The following is a 24,928-nucleotide window of genomic DNA, read 5'->3' on the forward strand; positions in this document are numbered from 1 at the left end:
GTGGATTTTTTTAAGGAGTGGGACGAGGCGAAGTGGCATTTCACCTACGGAGACGAGGACGAACCGGATAACGTCGTGTTGCAGGGCGGATTGGTCATCGTGCTTTACCTGCTGAGATCGTATGCACAGTCGAATCGGGCAGCGTTGGCAAGTGTGATGTTGAGGCTTCAGGAAATCATGGGGCGACAGTTGCAATGGGGCTACTGGGAGCATCCGCGCAAGCGAGGCAAATACACGTCGGAGCGCTTTTCTGCATTCGTGGAATCGGTGCGAAAGCAACCGCCGACACACGTAGTCCAGTTCACTTGGTCGTCAGGGGCGGGTTATGACTTCGTTGGCGATTATGGGATGCGAATGTTTTCTCAGGGGAGCGTGTTTGAAGAAGAGTGGAAGGACCTGTCGTATCTCCAAATCTATCTACCCGTCGAAGTTCTTCGTGACAACGGGCGGGTGGGGTTCGAAGCACTACTGGCGAATTTGGCGATGCGCTTGCCGGTGTTACACGGCCGTGCGGGACTAGGGTTTCAGCGGTCCGATGAGGCCCACCGATATGAAAATCTGGAGTTGGAACTGGCCGAGCAGTTCGTGGGATTTGACGTGGGCGGTGAACTAGGACACGACGAATTGCGCGAAGGCATCAAGAGCGTGAACTGGTACACGATTTTGAACCAGATCTGGCTGGAAAAGCTTGGTGGTCGAGATGAGTTTGAACGTGCAATACAAAGCGAGGCGGCGAGCGGGCTATCGCTAGTCGACTACGCGAACGGGGTGATGGTGAAGGCGGGCGAATGGCCGTCGTTGGGCTGGACGGAGCGTGACCCGCAGCCACCCGCCTACGTGGCGGCGAACAGGTTGCTGAGGCCGATACGCGTGCCGGAGTTACGTTGTTTGCATATGGGCTCGGTCATGGGTGAGACGCGCTTCGACAATGTGTCGACGGATCAGTGGCTGCGTCGGTTCGATGCTCCGGGAATCTGGCCGCCGCGCCCGGCGATACCAGTGGCGAATACACCGGCACCGGCAGTAGATGAACCAGCCGTACCAGTGTCGCTCCCGCCTGCTGCGCAGCCGCCCGGCGTTCGCGTACTGAGTGCCCGTCCGGGGCAGCCGTGTCCACGCGAGGGGGACTGGTTCAGTCCGTTTCTGAAGCGCACGGAACGGATAAAGCAGGGGGAACCGATGCCGGGGCCGGAGACGACTCAGCAAGGGGCGGTGACCTGGTATTTGCGCGAGGCGGACGTCTGATATTAGCGGGGAAGGCTCCGTAGTCCGGCGAGCGTCACCGCTGCTCATGCGCCGAACGCGGCCTTGGCCAGCAAGCCCAGTGCGACGCACACGAGCACTACCGAGAAGCCCGCCTGCACATGCCGCGCCGCGAGGTGGCGCGACGCGCCGCGGCCGGCGGCCATGCCAAGCGCGGTCGCGACGGTGAACCACAGCGTCACGTCGAGCGGCGCGCGCGTGCCCGACACGAGCGTCGCCAGTACGCCGCCGGTGCCGACCAGCGCGATCACCATCAGCGACGTCGCGACCACCCCATGCATCGATACGTTCGTGAACTTGCGCAGCATCGGCACGATCACGAAGCCGCCGCCGACGCCGAGCAGCCCCGTCATCAAGCCCGTGACCGCGCCGGTCGACGCCAGCGCGATGCCCACGGGCCACGACCACACGAGCCGGCCCGTATCGGGATTCACGCGGCCGACGCACAGCGGCGACGCGTCCGCATCGGTCGCCTGCCGCCGCAGCGCCTGTCGCAGCAGGCGGCCGGCGACGACCAGCATCGTCAGCGCGAACAGCGTGAGCAGCAGGCGCTGCGGCAGCACGTGCGCGAGCCGCACGCCGAGCGTGGTCAGCGGCACGCCGGCCACCGCCATCAGCAGCGCCGCGCGATAGCGCACGAGCCCGCGCCGGAAACCTTCGAGCGCGCCGAGCGCGGCGCTGCCGGCCACCGCGACGAGCGCGACCGGCGTGGCCTGCTGCATCGGCCAGCTCATCCCGACGACGAGCGCCGGCACCGCGAGAATGCCGCCGCCGGCGCCGGTCAGGCCCAGCACGGCGCCGACGAAGCCGCCGAGTACGAGAGAGATCAGCATGACGTCATCGCGCTCCGGTCAACGTGCGATCGCGGGCTTCGCGAGCCATTCGCGGCCCTTGAGCATCGCCTTCCAGTAGAGCGGCGGCAGCACGCGCTCCTTGAGCAGCCACGCGAGCCGCGACGGCCGCTTGCCGTCGATCAGCCACGCGGGGAAGGTCGGCGCGACCTTGCCGCCGTACAGGAATTCGGCAAGCACGATCTTGCCGCGCTCGACGGTGAGCGGGCACGAGCCGTAACCGTCGTACGCGGCGTCGCCCTGTGCGCGGCCGAGCGACGCAAGCAGGTTGTGCGCGACGACGGGCGCCTGCTTGCGGGCGGCCGCGGCGGTTTTCGCGTTGGTCGTGTTGGTGACGTCGCCGAGCGCGTAGATGTCGTCGAACTGCTTGTGGCGCAGCGTCGCCGGATCGACGTCGATCCAGCCCGCCGCGTCGGCGAGCGGGCTCGCGCGCACGAAGTCCGGCGCCTTCTGCGGCGGCACGACGTGGATCATGTCGAACGAACGCTCGACGGTTTCGTTGCCGCCGTCCGGCAGCGCGCGCGAGAACGTCGCGCGGCGCGCGGGCCCGTCGATCGCGACGAGGTTGTGGCCGAACGACAGCGCGATGTCGTAGCTTTTCACGTACTCCATCAGCGCGGGCACGTAATCGGCGACGCCGAACAGCGCGCCGCCCGCATTCAGGAATTCGACGTTCGCGGCGTCGAGGCGCCCCGTGCGGCGCCAGTGGTCGCACGACAGGTACATCGCCTTTTGCGGCGCGCCCGCGCACTTGATCGGCATCGGCGGCTGCGTGAAGAGCGCGTGGCCGCCGCGGAACGCGCGCACCAGCTCCCACGTGTACGGCGCGAGATCGTAGCGGTAATTCGACGTGACGCCGTTGCGGCCGAGCGTGTCGGCGAGGCCGTCGATCGCGTGCCAGTCGAGCTTGAGCCCAGGGCATACGATGAGCCTGCGATAGCCGATGCGCCGGCCGCCGTCGAGCACGACCACGTGCGCGTCGGGCTCGAAGGCCGCGACCGCGGCCCGGATCCGCTGCACGCCGCGCGGCAGCACGTCGGTCATGGGCCGCGCGGTGGTCTCGGGCTGGAACACGCCCGCGCCGACCATCGTCCAGCCGGGCTGGTAGTAGTGGACGTCGGCGGGATCGATCACCGCGATGTCGAGGGACGCGTCGCGCGCGAGCAGGCTCGACGCGACCGCGATGCCGGCCGCACCCGCGCCGACGATCACGATGTCGTGTCGCGCGTCCACGGCCGGCGCCGTGTGGCCGCTGTGCCGCGCGATACGCGAGGCAAGCGCGCTCAGGTCGTAGCCTGCGGCGCCGGCGGCGGTGATGAGGTCGTCAAGCGGGCGCCGCCCCGCCTGCGACAGCGCCCACAGCGTGGCCGATCGCGTGCCGCTGCGGCAGTACGCGAGCACGGCCCCGTCGAGCGACGCGACGAGCGCGCCGAACCGCGCGGCCTGGTCGTCGGTCACCTTGCCGGGTTCGACCGGCAGGTAATGCACGTCGATGCCGAGCGGCGCGGCGGCCGCGCGGATCTCGGTGACGCTCGGCTGGTCGGCGCCTTCGCCGTCGGGCCGGTTGCAGATGATCGCGCGGATGCCCGCCGCGTGAAGCGCGGGCAGGTCGGCCGCCGCGATCTGCGGCGAGACCGACAGCGTGTCGGTCAGCTTGCGAATGGTCGTCATGTTGGGGCTCTCGGTGGGGCGCAGGCGCTCAGATCGCGTCGAGCGGAATCTTCAGGTAGCGCACGCCGTTGTTCTCGGGCTCGGGCAGGTGGCCGGCGCGCATGTTGACCTGCACCGACGGCAGCATCAGCACCGGCATGTCGAGCGTCGCGTCGCGCGCGGTGCGCATCGCGACGAAATCGTCCTCGGTCACGCCGTCCTTCACATGCACGTTCGCGCGGCGCTGCTCGGCGACGGTCGTCACGAACTGCACGTCGCGGCCGCCCGGCTGGTAGTCGTGGCACAGGTACAGGCGCGTGTCGGGCGGCAGCGCGAGCACGCGCGCGATCGAGCGGTACAGCGTGCGCGCGTCGCCGCCGGGGAAGTCGCAGCGGGCCGTGCCGTAGTCGGGCATGAACAGCGTGTCGCCGACGAACGCCGCGCGCTGCGTCGCGTCGTCCACGCAGTAGGTCATGCACGCGGGCGTGTGGCCCGGCGTGTGCAGCGCGCGGATCGTCAGCGCGCCGAGCGGGAGCGTGTCGCCGTCGTCGACGAGCCGGTCGAACTGGCGGCCATCTTCCGCGAAGCCGGGGCCCGCGTTGAACAGCGTGCCGAATACGTGCTGCACGCGGCGCACGTGCGAACCGATCGCAATCTGGCCGCCGACCTGCGCTTTCAGGTAGGGCGCGGCCGACAGGTGGTCGGCGTGCACGTGCGTTTCCAGCAGCCAGTGCACGGTCGCGCCGAGTTCGGCGACGCGCGCGATCAGCCGGTCGGCGCTGGCGGTGCGCGTGCGGCCGGATTTCGGATCGTAGTCGAGCACGCTGTCGATCAGCGCGCACGCGCGGCTCGTCGGATCGAGCAGGAGATAGCTGACGGTGTGGGTCGCCGGGTCGAAAAAGCCTTCGACCGACAGGGCGGGGGCGTTGCTCACGGAGTGTCCTCGATCGGGTTCTGCATCTGCAATGGCGGTCTTTGTCTCAAGAAGCGTGCCAGCGCTGCGGCGCGCCCCGCCCGATGTGGCAGGGGCTTGATTCAGCACGGGTTTTGGGCGCGCCGGCGGCCCCGAGAAGGTGGCGGCGACATCCGGTGGCGGACGATAACTGCCATAACTGGCAGTGTCGTGGCAGAATTGGCAGTCAGCCTGGCAGTCCGTCCGGGCGCCCCTTCGCCGAGCGAGCCGCCGCATGAATCCGCACGACACCATCCCGATCGTCCCCGTCCCGCGCCACGACACGATGCCCGACGTACGCGCGCTCGTCGCGTATCTCGAGCAGGACCCGCAGCCGATGATCGTCGTCGACCCCGACTACCGGATCCTCGCGGCGAACGATGCGTACCGGCGCCAGTTCGGCGTGGCAGGCGTCGAGCACGTGGGCCGGCACTGTTTCCAGGTATCGCATCACTACGACGTGCCGTGCGACCAGGCGGGCGAGCATTGCCCGATGAAGCAGGCGCTCGAATCGCGCGGGCTGAACCGCGTGCTGCACATCCATCACACGCCGCGCGGCCCCGAGCATGTCGACGTCGAGCTGCGGCCGATCTTCGATGCGGACGGCAACGTGATCGCGTACGTCGAGCGGCTGACGACGGTGCGCAGCGCGTCCGCGCAGCCGAGCGCGGAAGGGCTCGTCGGCGGCTCGGACGCGTTCAACGCGGCGCTCGGCGCGCTGCAGCGCGTGGCACCCTCGACGCTGCCGGTGCTGCTGCTCGGCGAATCGGGCACCGGCAAGGAGCTGTTCGCCCGTGCGCTGCACGAGGCGAGCGATCGCGCGATGGGGCCGTTCGTCGTCGTCGATTGCTCAGGAATCGCCGAGACGCTGTTCGAGAGCGAACTGTTCGGCTACGAGAAAGGCGCGTTCACGGGCGCGAACCAGCGCAAGCCGGGCCTCGTCGAAACCGCGCAGGGCGGCACGCTGTTTCTCGACGAGATCGGCGACGTGCCGCTGCCGATGCAGGTGAAGCTGCTGCGGCTGATCGAATCGGGCACGTTCCGGCGCGTGGGCGGCGTCGAGGCGCTGCGCGCGGATTTCCGGCTCGTCGCGGCCACGCACAAGCCGCTGCGCGAGATGATCGACGATGGTCGGTTCCGGCAGGATCTTTACTACCGGATCAACGCGTTTCCGATTCCGCTGCCGGCGCTGCGCGAACGGCAGGGCGACGTCGCGCTGCTGGCCGAATCGATCCTGCGGCGGATCGCGAACGCGCGCGGCAAGGCGGGCGACGCGAATGCGCGACCATTCGCGGCCCGGCCATTCACGCTGACCGAGCGCGCGCGGGCGTGCCTCGACGCATATGCGTGGCCCGGCAACATCCGCGAGCTGCGCAACGTGCTCGAACGCGCGTGCCTGTTCGCGGACGACGGCACGATCCGCGTCGAACATCTGCCGGCCGAACTCGTCGCGGCAGCGGCGGCGCCGCATGCGCAGGCGGCGGATGCGCGCGGCGTGTCGGACGCGGAGCTGGTCCGTATCGCGCGCGCGTTCGACGGTACCCGCAAGGCGCTCGCCGAGCAACTCGGATTGAGCGAACGGACGCTGTACCGGCGGATGAAGGCGCTCGGGTTCGGCACGCGCGAGCGCTGAACGGGCGTGGCGTATGCGGCTGGCAGCGGCACGCGGCTTTGTCGATAATGGCGCGTTCGATTCCCGCTCGCTTTCTCTCCATCGCCGATGACAAGACATGCCCTTTTGCGTTGCCTGTTGCTCACAGTCGCAGCGCTGGCCGGCCCGGCGCACGCCGCCGACTACACGTGGACCGATGCGGCCGGTGCGCACGCGGTGACGCTCGCCAGAACCGCGTCCGGCGACGACGTCGAACTCAAGGTGTCCGCGACGCTCGACGGCCGCCCCGACTGGACGGTGCGCGACTACGTGAAGGCATGCCCGGTCGACGTGATTCTCGACGTCGTACCGAAGTCGATCGAAATGCGCGACCTGCTCGGCAACGGCCGCAAGCAGTTCCTGTTCGCATACAAGATCGGTTGCCGCGGCGACGTGAGCGCCGATCAGGTCAAGTACTTCCTGATCGACGCGGGCACGAAATACGTGCTGCGCGGCGAGGAGATCGTCACGGTCAACGGCAAGTTGGTCGACGGCGGCGCGGCGCCCGTGCCGAATGCGGACCTGAAGGCGCAGCCCGCGTTTCTGCGCTATATGACGAAGCGCTGGCGCGGGATCAGCATGCGCAACGACTAGCGGAGGCACCCGGCCGGTCACGGACAGATCGCCACGGATTGAGCCTGCCGAACAATAAAAAATCACAACAATACGACAATTAATTATCGTTTCACGATAATTTCCGGCGTACAATCGACGCTCGTTCATTCGTCGTCGAGGACACGTCATGCATTCCGATCGCATTGCCCGTATCAGCCAGCAGATGGCCACCGTCACGCTGGGGTTCATCGTCTGCATGCTGGTGCTCAACGCTGCGTGCTGGCTGTTTCCGTCGCTGAACGGGGCCTCGGGGCCCGGCTTCGTATTCGGCCTCACGGATTCGGTGCTCACCAACCTGCGCGTGGACGTCGCCGCGTTCCCGTGGTGGCAGAAGGCCGTCGGCATCCTGCTGTCGAGCGTGCCGCTCATCGCGCTGGCGAACGGCCTTCGTCATCTGCGCGCGCTGTTCCGCACGTATGCGCGGCGCGACTATTTCTCGGTGCAGGCGGCCGGCCATCTCGGCAAGACGGGGCGCGCGATCGGCCTGTGGGTGGTGCTGAGCCTGCTGTGCGAGCCGCTGCTGAGCGTGTGGGCGACGCTGCGCGAACCGGTCGGCCATCGTGTGGTCAGCATCGGCTTCACCCTGCCGTACGTGGTCGCGCTGTTCACGGCCGCGTGCATCGCGGTCATCGCGCACATTCTCCGGCAGGCGAGCGAGCTCGACGCCGAGCATCGGCAATTCGTCTGAGGCGCGCGATGACGATCGTAGTCAAGCTCGACGTGATGCTCGCGATGCGCAAGGTTCGCTCGAAGGATCTGGCGGCAGCCGTCGGCATCACCGAACAGAATCTGTCGCTGCTCAAGCAGGGGAAGGTGAAGGGCATCCGCTTCGCGACGCTCGAGGCGATTTGCCGCTATCTCGACTGCCAGCCGGGCGACCTGCTCGCGTTCAGCGATGACGGCGGCGGCGAGCCCGACTGACGCAGCGGGCACGCGGCGTGTCGATGCGGCCGGGCGCCGTCGGTCGCGCGTCGTCGCGCTCGCGGTCGTGGTGTCCATATCGATCCACCTGCTCGGATGGCTGCTGCTGCAACGAGTGTCGACGGCGGTCGGCCCGAAAACCGTCGAGCGGCCGCGCACCGCGCTGCGCGTCGAGTTGATTCCCGCGCGGCCGGCGCCCGAGGTGATCGCACGCGAGGTCGGGCCGGCTGGCCCGAGCGCGGGCGGGCGCGGCACCGTGCAATCGGCGAAGCGTTCTGCTGCGGTGGCGAACGCGCGTAGGGCGGCGCGTTCGTCTGCGGATGCGCCGAGTACGTCGCACAGGCAAAGCCGGACGACCGCCGACGCAGATGACAGCCCGCCGGCGACCGCTGCAAGCCCCGATCTCGACTGGCGGCGCGATCTGGACGCGATCGGTGCACAGCCACGCGCAGCGCGCAGCCCCGCGCAGGCGGCCGTCGGTGCGCTGGGCGCATCGTCGGGCGGCATGTTGCCGCGCCGTCGCACCGTCGATGCCAAGCTGGCCGACGGCATGTCGGGCGCGCGTCGCGCCGATTGCCGGCACGCATATGCGGGCGCAGGCCTGCTCGCGTTGCCGATGCTCGCGCTGGATGCGGTACGCGACACCGGCTGCCAATGGTGAAACGGGCGGCACACGGGCAACCCGCGTGCCGCCCGCCCGTCATGCGATCAACGCACCGGCGCCAACTGCGCCATCGCTGCGCGCACGAAACCGAGCAGCGTGTCGTCGGTCCACGAATCCTTCGTCAGCGCCGGCTCGTTCATCAGCGCGTGACGGAATTTCGCGTGCGTGGCCGGATCGTGGCCCGCATAGCTGCAGAACAGCTCGAGCCAGCGCTGCGCGAGCGCGCGGCCTTGCGGCGAATCGGGCTGCGCGCCCGCATCGATTGCGTCGCGCACGTCGGCCATCAGTTGCGGCCATTCCATCGAGCGTTCGCCGTAGTGCGCCCGCATGAAGCGGATCTCGTCCGGCGCGAGGTATTTCTCGAAGAGCCGCATCTTCGTTTCCGCCGAAGCGCGCAGCACGTAGTCGCGCAACGCGGTCGAAATGCCGATCTTCGACTGCATCGATGGTTCTTGCTCGTGCATCAGGTTCAGCTTCGCGAGCAACCGCGGATCGTTGTTCGTGTCGCGCACCAGCAGCGCCATCCAGCGCGCGGCGAGCGCACGCACGCGCGCGTCCTCGGCGGGCACGCCCGCCTCGTGCAGCGTACGGACCTCGTCGACGAGCGCGATCCATTCCGCGTCGCCGGCCTGGCTCTTCTGGTACATCGGCAGGCGCGCGAGTTCTTCCTCGGAGAAATATTTGTCGTACACGGTCATCAACTCCAGTGTGGTGAGCCAATCGGCCAGTTCCGGCTCGGTGCCCGCCGCGAGCTGCGCATGCAGGCTCGCGAGCCGCTCGCGCAGCTGCGCGGTTTGCGCGAGCTGGCGGTCGAGCGACGCGATCTGCCTGGCGACGAGATCGACGAGCGGCGTGCCGGGCCGGTTCAGGTAGTCGCCGATTTCGGCGAGCGACAGTCCGAAGCGACGCAGGGCCTGGATCTGGTGGAGCCGGGCGATGTCGTCGCGGTCGTACAGCCGGTAGCCGTTGTCGGCGCGCGCCGAAGGCGTCAGCAGACCGATGGCGTGATAGTGATGAAGCGTGCGGACGGTCAGCCCGCTGCGTTTCGCCAGGTCTCCCACTTTCAGCCGCATTCGTTTCTCCGTTCGGTGCGCACACTGGAGTCTCGAACGTTACGCTACGTGAGGGTCAAGCGGAAGATCGGCGATCGGACGGGTGTGGCGGGGAGCCGCACGCGCGTCCGATCGAAGGGGCCGGTTATTGCGCGGAAGGAGCAGGGTCGGGCGTGGTGGCGCGTGCCTGCGTGCCGGTCGTGCTGTCGCCGGCTGCGTTGCCGGTTTTAGCAGACTTGTCGCCATTGCCCGCCGGCGGCGTGCCCATCGCCTGGTACAGCCGCGCGGTATCCGCGAACCGGGCGCCGGTCGCGCGAATCTCGTCGAGCCGCGCATTGCGGTACTGCAACTCGCTCGCGCGCGCGGCCGACGGCGGCAGCGCACCGAGCCGCACGCGGGCGGCCGCGTCGTCGTATGCGCCACGGGCGGACAGCGCGGCGCGCGACGACGCATCGAGCGCCTCCGCGTCGTGCTCGAGCGCCGCGAGCGAATCGGCGACGTTCTGGAACGCGCCGAGCACCGCCTGCTTGTACTGGTCGACCGCGGCCTCGTAAGTCGCCTTCGCCGCGCGGCGCTGGGCGAGCAGCGCGCCGCCGTGGAAGATCGGCTGGCTCAGCGACGCGCCGACGTTCCAGATCGCGCCCGCGCCCGACAGCATCGCCGGCCAGCTGAAGCCGCCTTTGCCCATCGCCGCCGACAGCGACAGTTGCGGGAACATCTGCGCGGTCGCGAGGCCCACTTCGGCGGCGGCGGCCTTCAGCCCCGCGTCGGCGGCCTGGATGTCCGGGCGGCTTTGCAGCAGGTCCGACGGCACGACGACGGGCACCTGCTCGGGCAGGTGCAGATCGGCGAGTGCGAGATCGGCCGGCGGCCGGTCGGGCGTGCGGCCGACCAGCACCGCGAGCGCGTGGCGCGCCGAGTCGCGCTGCTGGCGCAGCGCGGGCAGGCTCGCCGCGAACGTGTCGGCGCTTTGCCGGGCATTGAGCGCGTCGCTGCGCGAGGCCGAGCCGAGCGCATGGCGGCGCTCGGCGTCGTGCGCCTGGTCGTTCGCGAGCGCGACGAGCCGCTCGGTCGTGTCGATCTGCGCATTGAGCACCGACACGGTGATCGACGCGGTCACGATGTTCGCGGCCAGCGCGCGCCGCGCGGATTCGAGCTGGAACGCGCTGACGTCGACGCGTTTCGCGAGCGCGCGGTTCGCGAAGCGCGACACGCCGAACAGGTCGACCGTGTAGCTGGCCTGCAGTTGCCCGACGAACGTGTCGTACAGCAGCGTCGGTGCGCCGAGCGCGGGAATCGGCACGCCGAGCGCGCGCTGGCGCGTGGCCTGGCCGACCGCGTCGATCGACGGCAGCATCGAACTGCCGATCTGCCCGCGCAACTGTTCGCGCGCGGCATCCAGCGAATGCGACGCCGCGCTCAATGTCGGGCTGTTGCGCAGCCCTTCGTCGACGAGCGCGTTCAGCGCGTCGGAACGGTACTGTTTCCACCAGTCCGGCACCGGCTGCGCGCCGACCTCGAACTGCTGCGCGACACCTTGCGCGGACACCGTCTGCTCGACTTGCGGCGCGGCGCCGTAGTGCGCGGGCGACGGCATCGCGGGCGGCTCGCCGCTCGGCGCGAACCACGCGCAGCCCGCGAGCGGGCCGGCGACGCTCGCCACCGCGAGCGCCCGCACGGCTTTCTTTTTCAGGGTCATCGATCGATCCATGGTCAGGCTCCCGACGGCGCGGCAGGTGTGCCGCCTGGCGGCGGGCCGTCCTGCGGGTCGCGTTCGTCGCGCTTCACGCGGAACCACGTCGCGTACAGCGCAGGCAGGTAGAACAGCGTCAGCACGGTTGCGCTCGTGATGCCGCCCATCAGCGCGGTCGCCATCGGCCCGAAGAAGTTCGAGCGCAGCAGCGGGATCAGCGCGAGCACGGCGGCCGCGGCCGTCAGCGTGATCGGCCGGAAGCGCCGCACGGTCGCGCCGATGATCGCGTCGACGCGGCCGTGGCCGACCGCGATGTCCTGCTCGATCTGGTCGACGAGGATCACCGAGTTGCGCATGATGATCCCGAACATCGCGATCACGCCGAGCATCGCGACGAAGCCGAACGGCTGGCCGAACAGCAGCAGCGTCGCGACCACGCCGATCAGCCCGAGCGGCGCGGTCAGCACGACCATCAGCACGCGCGAGAAGCTTTGCAGCTGGATCATCAGCAGCGTGAACACGGCGATCGCCATCAGCGGCATCTGTGCGTTGATCGACGTCTGCGCCTTCGCGCTTTCCTCGACCGAGCCGCCGATGTTGATCTGATAGCCGACCGGCAACTGCGCGCGCAACGTGTTCAGCTTCGCGTCGACCGCATGCGTGACGTCGATGCCCTGGGCGCCGGCGCGCACGTCCGACTGCACGGTGATGGTCGGCTGGCGGTCGCGCTCCCATACGACGCCGTATTCGAGCGTCGGCGTGAAGCGGCCGAGCGAGCCGAGCGGCACGGGGCCGTTCGGCGTCGGCAGCGCGAGGCCCGCGAGTTTCGCCGGATCGACGCGGTCGGCGCGCGGCGCGCGCAGGTCGACGGCGATCAGCTTGTCGCGCTCGCGATACTGCGTGACGGTCGTACCGGACAGCGTCATCGCGAGGAAGCTCGACACGTCCTGCGACGTGACGTTCAGCTCGCGCGCCTTCTTCTGGTCGAGCTCGAAGCGCACCGAGCGCTCGGCCGGCTCGTCCCAGTCGAACTGCACGTTGACCGTGCGCGCATCGCCGCGCATCGTCGCCGCGACCTTCTCGGCGATCGAGCGGACCGTCGCGATGCTGTCGCCGCTCACGCGGAACTGCACCGGATAGCCGACCGGCGGGCCGTTCTCGAGCCGCGACAGCCGCCAGCGCACGGCCGGAAAGGTGTCGCGCAACGTGGTTTCGAGCCAGGTCGCGAGCTTCTCGCGATCCTCGACCGATTTCGCGGTGATCACGAACTGCGCGAAGTTCGGCAGTTGCAATTGCTGATCGAGCGGCAGGTAGAAGCGCGGCGCGCCGCTGCCGACGAAGTTCACCGCATGGTCGATCTCGGGCCGCTTGTCGATCGCTTTCTCGAGGCGCTCGGTCTCGCGCAGCGTCGCCGCGAACGACGCGCCTTCGGGCAGCCGCAGGTCGACCAGCAGTTCGGGCCGGTCGGAGCTCGGGAAGAACTGCTGCGGCACCAGCGAGAAGCCCATCATCGCGACGACGAAGAGGGCGCCCGTGATCAGCAGCACGACGAAGCGCCGCTCGATGCACCAGTCGATCCAGCCGCGCAGCCGCCGGTAGAAGCGGGTGTCGTAGATGTCGTGCTCGTGATCGTCGGGCAGGTGCGCCTCGTGCGCGTGCCGCTTGCGCTCGGGCAGCATGTGGAAGCCCAGCAGCGGGATCAGCACGACGGCCGCGAACCACGACGCGATCAGCGCGATCGCCGACACCTCGAAGATCGAGCGCGTGTATTCGCCGGTGCTCGATTTCGCGAGCGCGATCGGCAGGAAGCCGGACACCGTGACGAGCGTGCCCGTCAGCATCGGGAACGCGGTGCTGGTGTACGCGAACGCGGCGGCGCGCGCGCGGGTGTAGCCCTGTTCGAGCTTCACGGCCATCATCTCGACCGCGATGATCGCGTCGTCGACGAGCAGCCCGAGCGCGAGCACGAGCGTGCCGAGCGACACCTTGTGCAGCCCGATGTCGAACAGGTACATGAACAATGCGGTGACCGCGAGCACGACCGGGATCGAGATCACGACGACCATCCCGGTGCGCAGCCCGAGCGACACGAGGCTCACGACCAGCACGATCGCGACCGCTTCGGCGACGGCTTCGAGGAAATCGTCGACCGAATGCGCGACCGCGTGCGGCATGCTCGACACCAGCGTCAGCTTGAGGCCGGCCGGCAGTTGCGCCTGCAAGTCCTTCGATTGGGCGTCGAGCGCCTTGCCGAGCCGGATCACGTCGCCGCCCGGCTGCATCGTCACGCCGATGCCGAGCACGGCATGGCCGTTCGTGCGCATTTGCGTGACCTGAGGATCGTCGTAGCCGCGCTTCACGGTCGCGAGATCGCCGAGCCGGAACGTGCGGCCGTTGATGCGGATCAGCGTATTCGCGATCGCATCGACGTTGTCGAACTGGCCGCTCGGCCGCACGAACACGCGATCGTCGGCGGTCGTCAGCACGCCGGCCGACGAGATGTCGTTCTGCGCGTTGATCGCCTGGCCGAGCTGCTGCGGCGAGATGCCGAGGCGCGTGAGCTGCGCGTTGTTGACCTCGATGAAGATCCGCTGGTCGGGGTCGCCGAAATAGTCGACCTTGCCGACGCCCGGCACGCGCAGCAGCACGGTGCGCAACTGGTCCGCGTAGTCGTGCAGTTGCGCGGGCGTGAAGCCGTCGCCCTCGAGCGTCCAGATGTTGGTGTAGACGTCGCCGAATTCGTCGTTGAAGAACGGACCCTGCACGCCGGGCGGCAGCGTATAGCCGATGTCGCCCACTTTCTTGCGGATCTGGTACCAGGTTTCGGGCACGTCCTTCACGGGCGCCGAATCCTTCATCGTGAAGAAGATCAGCGATTCGCCGGGGCGCGAATAACTGCGCAGGAAATCGATGGCCGGCGTTTCCTGCAGCTTGCGGCCGATCCGGTCGGTCACCTGTTCCTGCACCTGGCGCGCGCTCGCGCCCGGCCAGAAGGTGCGGATCACCATCACGCGGAACGTGAACGGCGGGTCTTCGGACTGCGCGAGCCGCGTGTAAGCGAGGATGCCCGCAAGCGTCGCGAGCGCGATCAGGTAGACGACCAGCGCCTGGTGGCGCAGCGCCCATGCGGACAGGTTGAACCGGCCTTCTTCGTGGGAGACGCTCACGATGCGAAGTCCTCCGGGTGCAGCGGCGCGATCGCGCGCACCTTCTCGCCCGCGCTGACCGTATGCACGCCCTGCAGCACGACGCGCTCGCCCGGCTGCAGTCCGTGCGACACGGTGACGGTGCGCTCGTTGAAGCGCGCGACGTCGACGCGGCGCAACTCGAGCGTGTCGTCCTTGGTGCGCACGACCCACACGGCCGGTTGCGCGCCGTCGTGGAACAGCGCGGTCGCGGGCAGCGTGATCGGCTGCGTGTCGCCGGCGGACGGCGCGCCGTCGAACGCGACGTCCGCGGTCATCCCGAGCCGGATCGCCGGATCGGGCGCGCCGAGCGTGAGCTTCACGCGGTAGGTGCGGCTTTGCGGATCGGCGGCCGGCGCGATTTCGCGCACCTTCGCGGCGAATTGTCGGCCCGGCAGCGACGGCAGCGTGACGGTGGCGGCATGACCGGGCGCGAGCGACGCGAGCGCGGCCTCGGGCACGTCGCTGACGACGTCGACGTCGCCCGACCACGCGAGCTGGTAGACCGGCTGGCCGGCCGACACGTTCTGGCCGGTATCGGCCTGTTCGGCGGTGATGGTGCCCGCATGGTCGGCGACGAGCGTCGCGTAGCGGAGCTGGTTCTTCGCGAGCGCGAGCTGCTGCTGCGCCTGGTCGCGCTGCGCGAGCGCCGACGTGTAGCTGTTCTGCGTCTGTTCGAGCTGCGCGGTCGCGATCAGGTTTTCGCGGGCCTGTGCGCGGTCGCGGTCGAGCTGCTGCTTCGCGAACGCGAGGCTGTGCGTCGCGGCATCGAATTGCGCCTGCGCACTCGCGGCGTTCTTCTCGACGTCGGACGGATCGAGCAGCGCGACGACCTGGCCGACCTTCACCGTATCGCCGAGCCGAACCTTGCGCTCGATGATCTTGCCGGCGATGCGGAACGACAGCGGGGTGGCATAGCGCGGCTGGATGTCGCCGGGCAGCGTGCGCGCGGCCGCGGCGGTGTCGGCCCGCGCGGGCAGCGCGACGACGGGGCGCGCAGCGGGCGGCGCGGATTCTTTCGGATGACAGGCGGCAAGGACGAGCGCGGCGCCGATCAGCAGCGCGGCGCGGGAACCGGAGCGATTCACGAAACCCCCAGGTGAGGTGGAGCGGAACGAAGCCGGCAAGCGCGGCGGGCGCTTGCCCCAAGTGGCGCCGGCACCGGCGCACACGAACAGACGAACGACATCTTCGGAAACTGTGGCGAATTCTAATACACACCTGTATCTGAATGCAAAGATGAATCCGAAAGGAAAGGGATGCTAGACTGCGCGGCATGAAACCACAGCGCTTAACTCGCGAGCAGAGCAGGGACCAGACGCGCGAACGTCTGCTGAAAGCCGCGCATCGCATTTTTCTGAAGAAAGGGTATGTGGCCGCGAGCGTCGAGGACATCGCGGCGGCCGCCGGCTATACGCGCGGCGCGTTCTACTCGAATTTCCGCAGCAAGTCCGACCTGTTGCTGGAATTGCTGGAGCGCAACCACGAGGAGGTACAGGCCGACTTCGTCGCGATTTTCGAAGGGGGCGGCACGCGCGAGCAGATGGAATCGATGGCGCTCGCGTATTACCGGACGCTGTTTCGCGACGACGAATACTCGCTGCTGTGGGGCGAGGCGAAGCTGCAGGCCGCGCGCGACGCGAAGTTCCGCGTGCGCTTCAACCAGTTCCTGCACGGCAAGCGCGTGCAGATGGCCGAATTCATCCAGCGCTTCGCCGAGCGCTCGGGCACGCCGCTGCTGCTGCCGGCCGACACGCTCGCGTTCGGTCTGATGTGCCTGTGCGACGGCGTGCAGTCGTACTACACGGCCGATCCGCAGCACGTGTCGGCCGACGTGGCCGAGTCGGTGCTCGGCGGGTTCTTCGCCCGGGTCGTGCTGGGGCGTGCGCCGGACTGACCGGCGCGGATGGTGTGGGCGGTGCGGCGAGGCGCGTCAGCGTTCGCCGGTCATCCGCCGGTACGCGTCGAGCAGCGACGTCTTGTAGACGACGCCCGCGAGCGTCGGCTCGGCTTCGCTCTCGATCACCGGCAGGCGTTCGCCCTGGAACGCCATGAAGCGCTCGAGCGCGGTCGCGAGCGGCATGTCGGGCGTGAGCAGCGGAAACGGCGTATGCGCATAGTGCGCGGCCGTCTTGTCGGTCGTGTCGCGCTTGTCGAGCAAATCGGACGTGATGTCCTTCAACGCGACCGCGCCGCGAAAGCGCCCGGCGTCGTCGGTCACGTACAGATACTTCACCGGATATTCGAGAAACACGCGCGTCATGTCGGCGACGCTCGCGGTGAGCGGCACGACCGTCTGCGCGGGCTGGATCAGCTCGCGCATCTGCGTGGTGCGCAGCCGCTGCCGCTCCTGCGCGTCCTGGTAGTGGTGCTGCGTGATGTCGTACATCGACGTCGTGCCCGTCGCGCGCGCGACGAAATACGCGAACACGCACGACACCAGCAGCGGCAGCACGACCTGATAGCTCAGCGTCATCTCGAAGATCATCAGGATCGCCATCAGCGGCGCCTGCGTGGCGCCCGCCATGAACGCGCCCATCCCGACGATCGCATACGCGAAATACGCGGACGTATGGCCCGGCCACAGCGCGTCCATCGCGAATCCGAACAGCGAGCCGAACACGGCGCCGACGAACAGCGTCGGCGTGAACACGCCGCCGATCGCGCCCGAGCCGGCCGTCGCGGCCGTCGCGATCACCTTGAACACGAGGACCGCGACGAGCGCCTGCCAGGTCCACGGCGCATGGAGGATCTGGTTCACGACGCTGTAGCCGTTGCCCCACACGTCCGGAATCCACACCGAGATCACGCCGACCACGAGGCCGCCGAGCGCGAGCCGCACGGGCAACGGCACGGGCAGCCGCTTGAACTGCGTCTTCGACGCGTCGAGCAGGTGCAGGAACTGCGGCGCGAGCACGCCGCACAGCGCGCCGAGCACGACGAACGGCAGCACCTCGGCGCCCGTCACGGCCGGAAACACCGGCATCTCGTACGGCGGCCGGTAGCCGACGAATTCGCGCATCACGATGTTCGCGACGACCGACGCGACGACCATCGGCCCGAAGCTCTCCATCGCGATCGTGCCGAGCACGATTTCCGATACGAAGAACGCGCCGGCGATCGGCGCGTTGTACGCGGACGTGATGCCGGCCGCCGCCCCGCACGCGACCAGCAGGCGCAGGCGCGGCGGGTCGAAGTGCGCGAAGCGGCCGACGAGGGACGCGGCGAGCGCCGCGAGCTGCACCATCGGGCCTTCGCGGCCGATCGAGCCGCCGCTGCCGATCGTCAGCAGCGACGACACGCTGCGCCACAGGCTCTGCCGCACCGGCACGACGCCGGTGCCGAGCGCGACCGATTCCATGTAGTCGGTGGTCCTGGCGGCCTGCCGGTCGCCGCGCGTCGCGAGCAGCAGCACGCAGCCGGCGAGGAAGCCGCCCGCGGCCGGTATCCAGAACCGCAGGTACCACGGCAGGCTCTTCGCCATCTGCACGAAGCTGCCGCTGTGCCCCGAGATCAGGCGCTGCATCAGGTCGATGCCTTCGCGGAACGCCATCGTGGCAAAGGCGCCGCCGACGCCGACGATGGCCGACCAGATCAGCATCGTATGGGCGTCCGACAGGCGGAGCAGCGTTCGCGCGCGAGTGCGCAGCTTCAGCAGGAACGAGAGCACGGCTGACAGGGGGCGATGGAAAACGACGCGAAGCATAGCACTGCGCCGCGCCCGCGGGACTCCCCCGGCGGGCGCGGCGCGCGAACCGTCGCGGACATGCGGCTCAGCCAAGGCAGTGCTGCACGGCCCAGGTGATCCCGTAGCCGCCGGCGATCAGCCACACGTTCAGGATCAGGCCGGTCATCAGCGCACGCGGGCCGGCCGCGCGGATCTGCGCGACGCGCGTTTCGATGCCGAGTGCGGTCATGGCCATCGTCAGCGCGAAAGTGTCGAGCACGTTCAGCGTATGCGTGACGTCCGCGGGCAGCACGTTCAGCGAATTGACGATCACGAAGCCGAGGAAGCCGAGCGCGAACCACGGCACCGCCACCTTGTGCCGGCGTTGCGCGCCGCCGGCCGCGTCGTGAGCCGAACGCGCGAAACGGGCCGAATGCGCGAGCCACCAGCCGAGCGCGAGCAGCACCGGCACCAGCAGCATCACGCGCGTCATCTTCACGATCGTCGCGACGTGCACGACCTCCGGGCTGATGTCGCTCGCCGCGCCGACCACCTGCGCGACTTCGTGGATCGTGCCGCCGAAGAACAGGCCGAGGCCGGCCGGATCGAGGTTCAGCAGCCCGGCGTGATAGGCGAGCGGATACAGGAACATCGACAGCGTGCCGAACAGCACGACGCTGCCCACGGCCATCGCGCTCTGGTGCGGCTTCGACTGCAGCGTCGACTCGAACGCGAGCACGGCGGCCGCGCCGCAGATCGCGCTGCCGGCGGCGGTCAGCAGCGCGGCGTCGCGGTCGAGCTTCATCAGCTTCATGCCGACCCAGGTGCCGATCGCGAGCGTGCTGACGACGACCAGCACCGATACCGCGAGGCCCGGCAGCCCGACCTGCGCGATTTCCTGCAGGCTCACGCGCAAGCCGAAGAACGCGACCGCGATGCGCAGCAGCTTGCGGGCGGAGAAATTGACGCCGGCCGCCCAGCTGGCCGGCATGCCGTCGCGCAGCGCGTTGCCGTACAGCGCGCCGGCGACGATGCCGACGATCAGCGGCGACAGGCCGAGCCCCGCGATCGCGGGAAGCTCGGACAGGCTCGTGACGGCGGCCGCGAACAGCGCGACGAACAGCACGCCGTTCAACTGGCCGCGCATCGACGGCGCGGCGTGGCTGAGAGGGGGAGTCGGAGCAGTGGACATGGAAGCACCGTGGTGGAGCGTGTGGCGATGCTGTAATCCTAATTTCGTTATATCGATATGAAAAATTGTGATTTGTGACATAAACTATCCGGAAAGCCGATAATTTATCCCCATGACCCCGGATCAACTGATAACGTTCGCCGCCGTCGCCGAGCATCTGAACATCAGCCGCGCCGCCGTCGCGCTGCATCTGTCGCAGCCGGCCGTGTCGGGCCAGTTGCGGCTGCTGCAGGACGAGTTCGGCGAGCCGCTGTACCAGCGCGACGGCCGCGGCATCCGCCTGACGCCGGTCGGCGAACAGCTCGCGCAATACGCGAAGGCGCAGCGCGACACGTTCGCGCAGGCACGCGCGTTTCGCGACGCGGTGCGCGGGCTGGAAGCCGGCACGCTGCGCATCGGCGCGAGCACGACGCCCGCGAGCTACCTGCTGCCGTACTTGATCGCGGCGTTCCAGCCGCGCGCGCCGCGCGTGTCGATCCAGACGATGAGCGGCAATACGGCCGACGTGGTCGCGGCGCTGCCGTCGCTCGACATCGCGCTGATCGAAGGGCCGCCCGGCGAGGCGCTGCCGCCGGGCACGGCCGTGCACGCGTGGCACGAGGACGAGATCGTCGCGATCGTGCCGGCCGGCCATCCGCTCGCGGCGCCCGGCCACGACGCCGGCGTGACGCTCGACGCGCTCGCCGCGCATCCGCTCGTGCTGCGCGAGGCGGGCTCCGCGGTGCGGCAACTCGTCGAGCGCGCGTTCGCGCATGGCGGCGCGCCGATGCGCGTCGCGTTCGAGATCGCGGGGGTCGAGGCCGTGAAGGAGGCCGTGCGCGCGGGGATGGGCGTCGGGTTCGTGTCCGCGATGTCGCTGCGTCACGAGGATGCGGCGCTCGTGCCGCGCTCGCTCGCGCCCGCGCCGCTCACGCGGCATTTCTCCATTCTCCTGCCGCATGGCGGCGCGCCGTCGCGAGTCGCCGCGCAATTCCTCGAAATGAGCCTCGCGCAGCGCCTCGCGTAGGTGCTCGAAGCCGCGCCGGGAACACCTGTTGCGCGCGCTCGGGCGCGTATTCGTGCGCCGATCGGGCCTTAGGGATTTCCTCTATGGCGTGGGTTTGAAGCGAAGCGCACCATCCGTCTCAAGCAAATGGAACCGGTTCCATTCCGGTTGAAAAAGGGCAACATGGCAGACATCGTGATCGTGGCGAGCGCATTCGGGATGGACCGAGTGCGCCAGGAGGGCCACAGTGCATTCATCGCGACCGTGGCGGCATCCGGCGCGGCCGGTTTCGAGGTGCGGCGCGAACTATTCGCGTCGGACGACGATACGGCGCCCGGCGCGCTGGCCGCGCTCGGCGCGCAAATCGCCGGCCACGGGCTGTGGTCGGTCTATTCGACCCCGGACTCGCTCTATACGGAAACGGGTGCGCTCGATGCCGACGCATTGCGCGACACGCTCGCGCAAGCCGACGCGCTCGGCGCGCGCTTCGTGAAATTCCAGCTCGGCGGTTTCGCCGGCGATGCGCACGCGGCCGAGATCGTCGCGCTGTCGCGCGGCGCGCGGGCCCGCGTGGTGGTCGAGAACGGCCAGCTCGAGGTCGGCGGCGCGTTCGCGCAGTTCCGCGGGCTGTTCGACGCGCTGTCCGACGCCGGCCTGCCCGATGCGCTCGGCATGACGTTCGACATCGGCAACTGGCAGTGGCGCGGCGAAGCGCCGCTCGACTGCGCGCAGGTGCTCGCGCCGCATGTGGAATACATTCATTGCAAGGCCACCGAAGGCGAGGGCGCGCGTCGTTTCGCTGTCGCGCCGGCGCCGAACGATCCGCTCGTGACCGGCGTGCTCGCGGCGCTGCCGCAGCATGCGCCGCGCGGCATCGAGTTTCCGTTCGACGCGGCCGACCTGGCCGGCGATGCATGCCGGCGCGTCGCGTGGCTCGCATCCGCGTGACCGCGTGACCGCAGCAGGATCCTGAGGAGTTCAGTCATGAAAGCAGCACTCGATGTCGTGACCTACGGCGAAGCGATGGCGATGTTCGTCGCGACGGAGCCCGGCCATCTCGCGCACGCCGGGCAATTCGCGAAGCGGATCGCCGGCGCCGATCTCAATGTGGCGATCGGCCTGTCGCGGCTCGGCTTCCGAGTCGGCTGGATGAGCCGGGTCGGCCGCGATTCGTTCGGCCGCTACGTGCTCGACACGCTGGCGCGCGAGGGCATCGACGCGTCGTGCGTGACCGTCGACCCGCGCTACCCGACCGGTTTCCAGCTGAAGTCGCGCAACGACGACGGCAGCGATCCGACCGTCGAATATTTCCGCAAGGGCTCGGCCGCGAGCCACCTGTCGTGCGACGACTACGTGGCCGACTACGTGCTCGGCGCGCGCCATCTGCATCTGACCGGCGTCGCGCCGGCGATCTCGGCGACGTCGTGCGAACTCGCGTTCCGGCTTGCGCGCGAGATGCGTGCGGCCGGCAAGACGATCTCGTTCGACCCGAACCTGCGCCCGACGCTGTGGCCGTCCGCCGACGTGATGGCGAACACGCTGAATGCGCTCGCCGCGCTTGCCGACTGGGTGCTGCCGGGCCTGGCCGAAGGTCGGCAACTCACCGGGCACGACACGCCGGCCGACATCGCGGGCTTCTATCTCGCGCAAGGCGCGCGCGGCGTCGTGATCAAGCTCGGTGAGCAAGGCGCGTATTTCCGCACGGCCGACGGCCGCGAAGGCACGGTGGCTGGCGAGCGCGTCGAAAAGGTCGTCGATACGGTCGGCGCCGGCGATGGCTTCGCGGTCGGCGTGGTCAGCGCGCTGCTCGAAGGGCGCAGCGTCGAACAGGCGGTCGCGCGCGGCAACCGGATCGGTGCGCTCGCGATCCAGGTGATCGGCGATTCGGAAGGATTGCCGACGCGCGACGCGCTCGACCGGCTCGAAAAGGTCAGCAATCACGCCGATCGCTTAGAGGAAACCGTCACCGCGCAATGAGAGGCCGGACACGGCACAATCCGCGGATCCATTTCGTGCGCGACGCACAGTAGTTTTGTTCGCGGCCGGGCAGGCGCCAGCGCGCCAAGTCCGGCCGACATACGGAGACACGCTCATGCCAACCAATCTCGCAGCCCGTCGGTGGTGGACGATCATGCCGATCGTCTTCATCACGTACAGCCTCGCTTACCTCGATCGCGCCAACTACGGGTTCGCGGCGGCGGCCGGCATCAACCAGGATCTCGGCATCAGCAAGGGCCTGTCGTCGCTGATCGGCGCGCTGTTCTTCCTCGGCTACTTCTTCTTCCAGATTCCCGGCGCGATCTACGCGGAACGCCGCAGCGTGAAGAAGCTCGTGTTCGTGAGCCTCGTGCTGTGGGGCGGCTGCGCGGCGCTGACCGGCGTGGTCAGCAACATCCCGTCGCTGATGGCGATCCGCTTCGTGCTCGGCATCGTCGAGGCGGCCGTGATGCCGGCGATGCTGATCTACATCAGCAACTGGTTCACGAAGAACGAGCGCTCGCGCGCGAACACGTTCCTGATCCTCGGCAACCCGGTCACCGTGCTGTGGATGTCGATCGTGTCCGGTTATCTCGTGCATGAATTCGGCTGGCGCCACATGTTCATCGCCGAAGGCGTGCCGGCCGTCATCTGGGCCGTGTGCTGGTGGGTCCTCGTGCAGGACAAGCCGGCCGATTCGCCGTGGCTCAGCGCGCAGGAAAAGCGCGACCTCGACGCCGCGCTCGCGGCCGAGCAGGCGGCGATCAAGCCGGTGCGCAACTATGGCGAGGCGTTCCGCTCGCCGGCCGTGATCAAGCTGTGCGCGCAGTATTTCTGCTGGAGCATCGGCGTGTACGGCTTCGTGCTGTGGCTGCCGTCGATCGTGAAGAACGGCTCCGACCTCGGGATGGTCGCGACCGGCTGGCTGTCCGCGCTGCCGTACCTCGCGGCGACGATCGCGATGCTCGCCGCGTCGTGGGCGTCCGACAAGGTCGGGTCGCGCCGCGGTTTCGTGTGGCCGTTCCTGCTGGTCGGCGCGGCCGCGTTCGCCGCGTCGTACGCGCTCGGCTCGTCGCATTTCTGGATCTCGTATGCGCTGCTGGTCGTCGCGGGCGCGGCGATGTATGCGCCGTACGGTCCGTTCTTCGCGATCGTGCCGGAACTGCTGCCGAAGAACGTCGCCGGCGGCGCGATGGCGCTGATCAACAGCATGGGTGCGCTCGGCTCGTTCGTCGGCTCATATTTCGTCGGCTACCTGAACGGCGCGACCGGGTCGCCCGTCGCGTCGTACGCCTTCATGAGCGCCGCGCTCGTCGCCGCGGTGATCCTCACGCTGTCCGTCAAACCCCAGGCGCGCGATGCGCATCCGCTCGCCGCGCCGCTGCAAGGAAAATGAAACGATGAAGCCCCGTATCGTCGCGTACAAGCCGCTGCCCGATGACGTTCTCACGTACCTGCGCGAGCATGCGGACGTCGTGCAGGCCGACGGCGCCGACGCGCTTGCCGCCGCGCTCGGCGACGCCGACGGCGCGATCGGCGCGAGCCTGAAGGTCACGCCGCAGATGCTCGATCGCGCGCCGCGGCTGAAGGCGTGGTCGACGATCTCGGTCGGCTACGACAACTTCGACGTCGCCGATCTCACGCGGCGCGGCATCGTGCTCGCGCATACGCCGGACGTGCTGACCGAGTCGACGGCCGATACGGTGTTTTCGCTGATCCTGGCTTCCGCCCGGCGCGTGGTCGAACTGGCCGAGTGGGTGAAGGCCGGCCACTGGCATCGCAGCATCGGCGCGGACCTGTACGGCACCGACGTGCAGGGCAAGACGCTCGGCATCGTCGGGCTCGGGCGCATTGGCAGCGCGGTCGCGCGTCGCGCGGCGCTCGGCTTCCGGATGCAAGTGCTGTACGCGAACCGGTCCGCGCATGCGGAGGCCGAGACGCAGTACGGTGCGCGGCGCGTGACGCTCGACGAGCTGCTCGCGCAGTCGGATTTCGTGTGCCTGCAGGTGCCGCTGTCGCCCGACACGCGCCACCTGATCGGCGCGCCCGAATTCGCGAAGATGAAGCGCGGCGCGATCCTGATCAACGCGTCGCGCGGGCCCGTCGTCGACGAAGCCGCGCTGGTCGACGCGCTGCGCGCGGGAACAATTCGCGGCGCGGGGCTCGACGTGTTCGAAAAGGAGCCGCTGCCGGCGGATTCGCCGCTGCTGCAGATGAAGAACGTCGTCGCGCTGCCGCATATCGGCTCGGCGACGCACGAGACGCGCCATGCGATGGCGCGCTGCGCCGCGGAAAACCTGGTCGGCGCGCTGGCCGGCACGCTGCGCACGAATCTCGTCAATCCGGATGCGCTGGCGCACGCCTGAGCCGCTTCCGGCAACCGGCCGGCGCGGTGCCCGCGCCGTTAGAGTCGATGATCTTGGTGCCGGAGGGCTGGCTGCGTTATGATCGCCCGCGCTCGTCGTATCGACGGCCGGCCACGCGGCCGGCGGCGTCGCACGACGGGCATCCGCGCCAGGTCCGGTGCGGCCGACTGCCGTAGCACGCTGCTGGCGGGCGCGGCTCGACCGCGAAGCACCGGGCCGGCGCAGGCGCCCACGCGCCAGGACA

The 24,928-nt window shown here is 68.9% G+C and carries 21 protein-coding genes; 12 read left to right on the forward strand and 9 right to left on the reverse strand.

The genetic code is table 11. The features are described 5' to 3' along the window. Positions 1-1,245, forward strand: coding sequence for a type VI immunity family protein (locus HWX14_RS02365; protein ID WP_175881386.1), 1,245 nt, complete (start codon positions 1-3; stop codon positions 1,243-1,245). Positions 1,246-1,289: 44 nt separating this feature from the next. Here HWX14_RS02365 and HWX14_RS02370 read toward each other — a convergent pair whose 3' ends face one another. The 3 genes from HWX14_RS02370 to HWX14_RS02380 are packed head-to-tail and all read right to left on the reverse strand — an operon-like array spanning position 1,290 to position 4,698. Continuing rightward, complete coding sequence (locus tag HWX14_RS02370) at positions 1,290-2,096, reverse strand: sulfite exporter TauE/SafE family protein (RefSeq protein WP_175881387.1); 807 nt, start codon at positions 2,094-2,096, stop codon at positions 1,290-1,292. Between the two features lie 18 nt (positions 2,097-2,114). After that, on the reverse strand, positions 2,115-3,785 hold the full coding sequence (locus HWX14_RS02375; RefSeq protein WP_175881388.1) for a bifunctional protein tyrosine phosphatase family protein/NAD(P)/FAD-dependent oxidoreductase: 1,671 nt from the start codon (positions 3,783-3,785) through the stop codon (positions 2,115-2,117). Positions 3,786-3,813: 28 nt separating this feature from the next. After that, entirely contained in the window at positions 3,814-4,698 is an 885-nt protein-coding gene (locus HWX14_RS02380) for an MBL fold metallo-hydrolase (RefSeq protein ID WP_175881389.1), read from the reverse strand. Between the two features lie 253 nt (positions 4,699-4,951). On the opposite strand from HWX14_RS02380, the gene HWX14_RS02385 reads away from it, so the two are divergent. The 5 genes from HWX14_RS02385 (at position 4,952) to HWX14_RS02405 (ending at position 8,564) form a co-directional block, all read left to right on the forward strand. Beyond that, entirely contained in the window at positions 4,952-6,349 is a 1,398-nt protein-coding gene (locus tag HWX14_RS02385; protein WP_175881390.1) for a sigma 54-interacting transcriptional regulator, read from the forward strand. Between the two features lie 87 nt (positions 6,350-6,436). After that, positions 6,437-6,961 (forward strand): DUF4124 domain-containing protein, encoded by a 525-nt coding sequence (locus HWX14_RS02390; protein ID WP_175881391.1) that lies wholly within the window; start codon positions 6,437-6,439, stop codon positions 6,959-6,961. A gap of 148 nt (positions 6,962-7,109) precedes the next feature. Continuing rightward, the gene (locus HWX14_RS02395; RefSeq protein WP_175881392.1) at positions 7,110-7,670 is read left to right on the forward strand and encodes a DUF2975 domain-containing protein; all 561 of its coding nucleotides are present in this window, start codon (positions 7,110-7,112) and stop codon (positions 7,668-7,670) included. An 8-nt stretch (positions 7,671-7,678) separates the two neighbouring features. Further along, positions 7,679-7,903 (forward strand): helix-turn-helix transcriptional regulator, encoded by a 225-nt coding sequence (locus HWX14_RS02400; protein ID WP_012328573.1) that lies wholly within the window; start codon positions 7,679-7,681, stop codon positions 7,901-7,903. Beyond that, a complete protein-coding gene (locus HWX14_RS02405) occupies positions 7,878-8,564 on the forward strand; it encodes a hypothetical protein (protein WP_175881393.1) in 687 nt (228 codons plus the stop codon). Before HWX14_RS02400 ends, HWX14_RS02405 begins: the two co-directional genes overlap by 26 nt. 47 nt (positions 8,565-8,611) lie before the next feature. On the opposite strand, the gene HWX14_RS02410 is transcribed toward HWX14_RS02405, so the two are convergent. From HWX14_RS02410 to HWX14_RS02425, 4 genes are all read right to left on the reverse strand, one after another. Next, on the reverse strand, positions 8,612-9,640 hold the full coding sequence (locus HWX14_RS02410) for a MerR family transcriptional regulator (protein WP_175881394.1): 1,029 nt from the start codon (positions 9,638-9,640) through the stop codon (positions 8,612-8,614). Between the two features lie 124 nt (positions 9,641-9,764). Next, a complete protein-coding gene (locus HWX14_RS02415; RefSeq protein WP_175881395.1) occupies positions 9,765-11,330 on the reverse strand; it encodes an efflux transporter outer membrane subunit in 1,566 nt (521 codons plus the stop codon). Between the two features lie 2 nt (positions 11,331-11,332). Further along, entirely contained in the window at positions 11,333-14,479 is a 3,147-nt protein-coding gene (locus tag HWX14_RS02420) for an efflux RND transporter permease subunit (RefSeq protein ID WP_175881396.1), read from the reverse strand. Next, positions 14,476-15,585, reverse strand: coding sequence for an efflux RND transporter periplasmic adaptor subunit (locus tag HWX14_RS02425; RefSeq protein ID WP_175881397.1), 1,110 nt, complete (start codon positions 15,583-15,585; stop codon positions 14,476-14,478). The genes HWX14_RS02420 and HWX14_RS02425 overlap by 4 nt, the downstream gene beginning before the upstream one ends. Positions 15,586-15,773: 188 nt before the next feature. Here HWX14_RS02425 and HWX14_RS02430 point away from each other — a divergent pair, with 188 nt between their 5' ends. After that, positions 15,774-16,394 (forward strand): TetR/AcrR family transcriptional regulator, encoded by a 621-nt coding sequence (locus tag HWX14_RS02430; protein ID WP_175808627.1) that lies wholly within the window; start codon positions 15,774-15,776, stop codon positions 16,392-16,394. Between the two features lie 36 nt (positions 16,395-16,430). On the opposite strand, the gene HWX14_RS02435 is transcribed toward HWX14_RS02430, so the two are convergent. Then, complete coding sequence (locus HWX14_RS02435) at positions 16,431-18,167, reverse strand: ClcB-like voltage-gated chloride channel protein (protein WP_208456175.1); 1,737 nt, start codon at positions 18,165-18,167, stop codon at positions 16,431-16,433. Between the two features lie 103 nt (positions 18,168-18,270). Then, positions 18,271-19,356: a YeiH family protein gene (locus HWX14_RS02440; RefSeq protein WP_175881399.1), complete on the reverse strand. Its 1,086-nt coding sequence runs from the start codon at positions 19,354-19,356 to the stop codon at positions 18,271-18,273. Positions 19,357-19,468: 112 nt separating this feature from the next. Here HWX14_RS02440 and HWX14_RS02445 point away from each other — a divergent pair, with 112 nt between their 5' ends. The 5 genes from HWX14_RS02445 (at position 19,469) to HWX14_RS02465 (ending at position 24,684) form a co-directional block, all read left to right on the forward strand. Further along, positions 19,469-20,362, forward strand: a complete 894-nt coding sequence (locus HWX14_RS02445; protein ID WP_175881400.1) for a LysR family transcriptional regulator — start codon at positions 19,469-19,471, stop codon at positions 20,360-20,362. 162 nt (positions 20,363-20,524) lie between these two features. Next, positions 20,525-21,289 (forward strand): TIM barrel protein, encoded by a 765-nt coding sequence (locus HWX14_RS02450; protein WP_175881401.1) that lies wholly within the window; start codon positions 20,525-20,527, stop codon positions 21,287-21,289. Between the two features lie 36 nt (positions 21,290-21,325). Continuing rightward, entirely contained in the window at positions 21,326-22,318 is a 993-nt protein-coding gene (locus tag HWX14_RS02455; RefSeq protein ID WP_175881402.1) for a sugar kinase, read from the forward strand. A 115-nt stretch (positions 22,319-22,433) separates the two neighbouring features. Then, on the forward strand, positions 22,434-23,714 hold the full coding sequence (locus HWX14_RS02460) for an MFS transporter (protein WP_175881403.1): 1,281 nt from the start codon (positions 22,434-22,436) through the stop codon (positions 23,712-23,714). Positions 23,715-23,718: 4 nt separating this feature from the next. Further along, positions 23,719-24,684: a D-glycerate dehydrogenase gene (locus tag HWX14_RS02465; RefSeq protein ID WP_175881404.1), complete on the forward strand. Its 966-nt coding sequence runs from the start codon at positions 23,719-23,721 to the stop codon at positions 24,682-24,684. Positions 24,685-24,928 lie beyond the last annotated feature (244 nt).

Source organism: Burkholderia sp. BCC0044, from assembly GCF_902832955.1.
GTDB lineage: Bacteria > Pseudomonadota > Gammaproteobacteria > Burkholderiales > Burkholderiaceae > Burkholderia.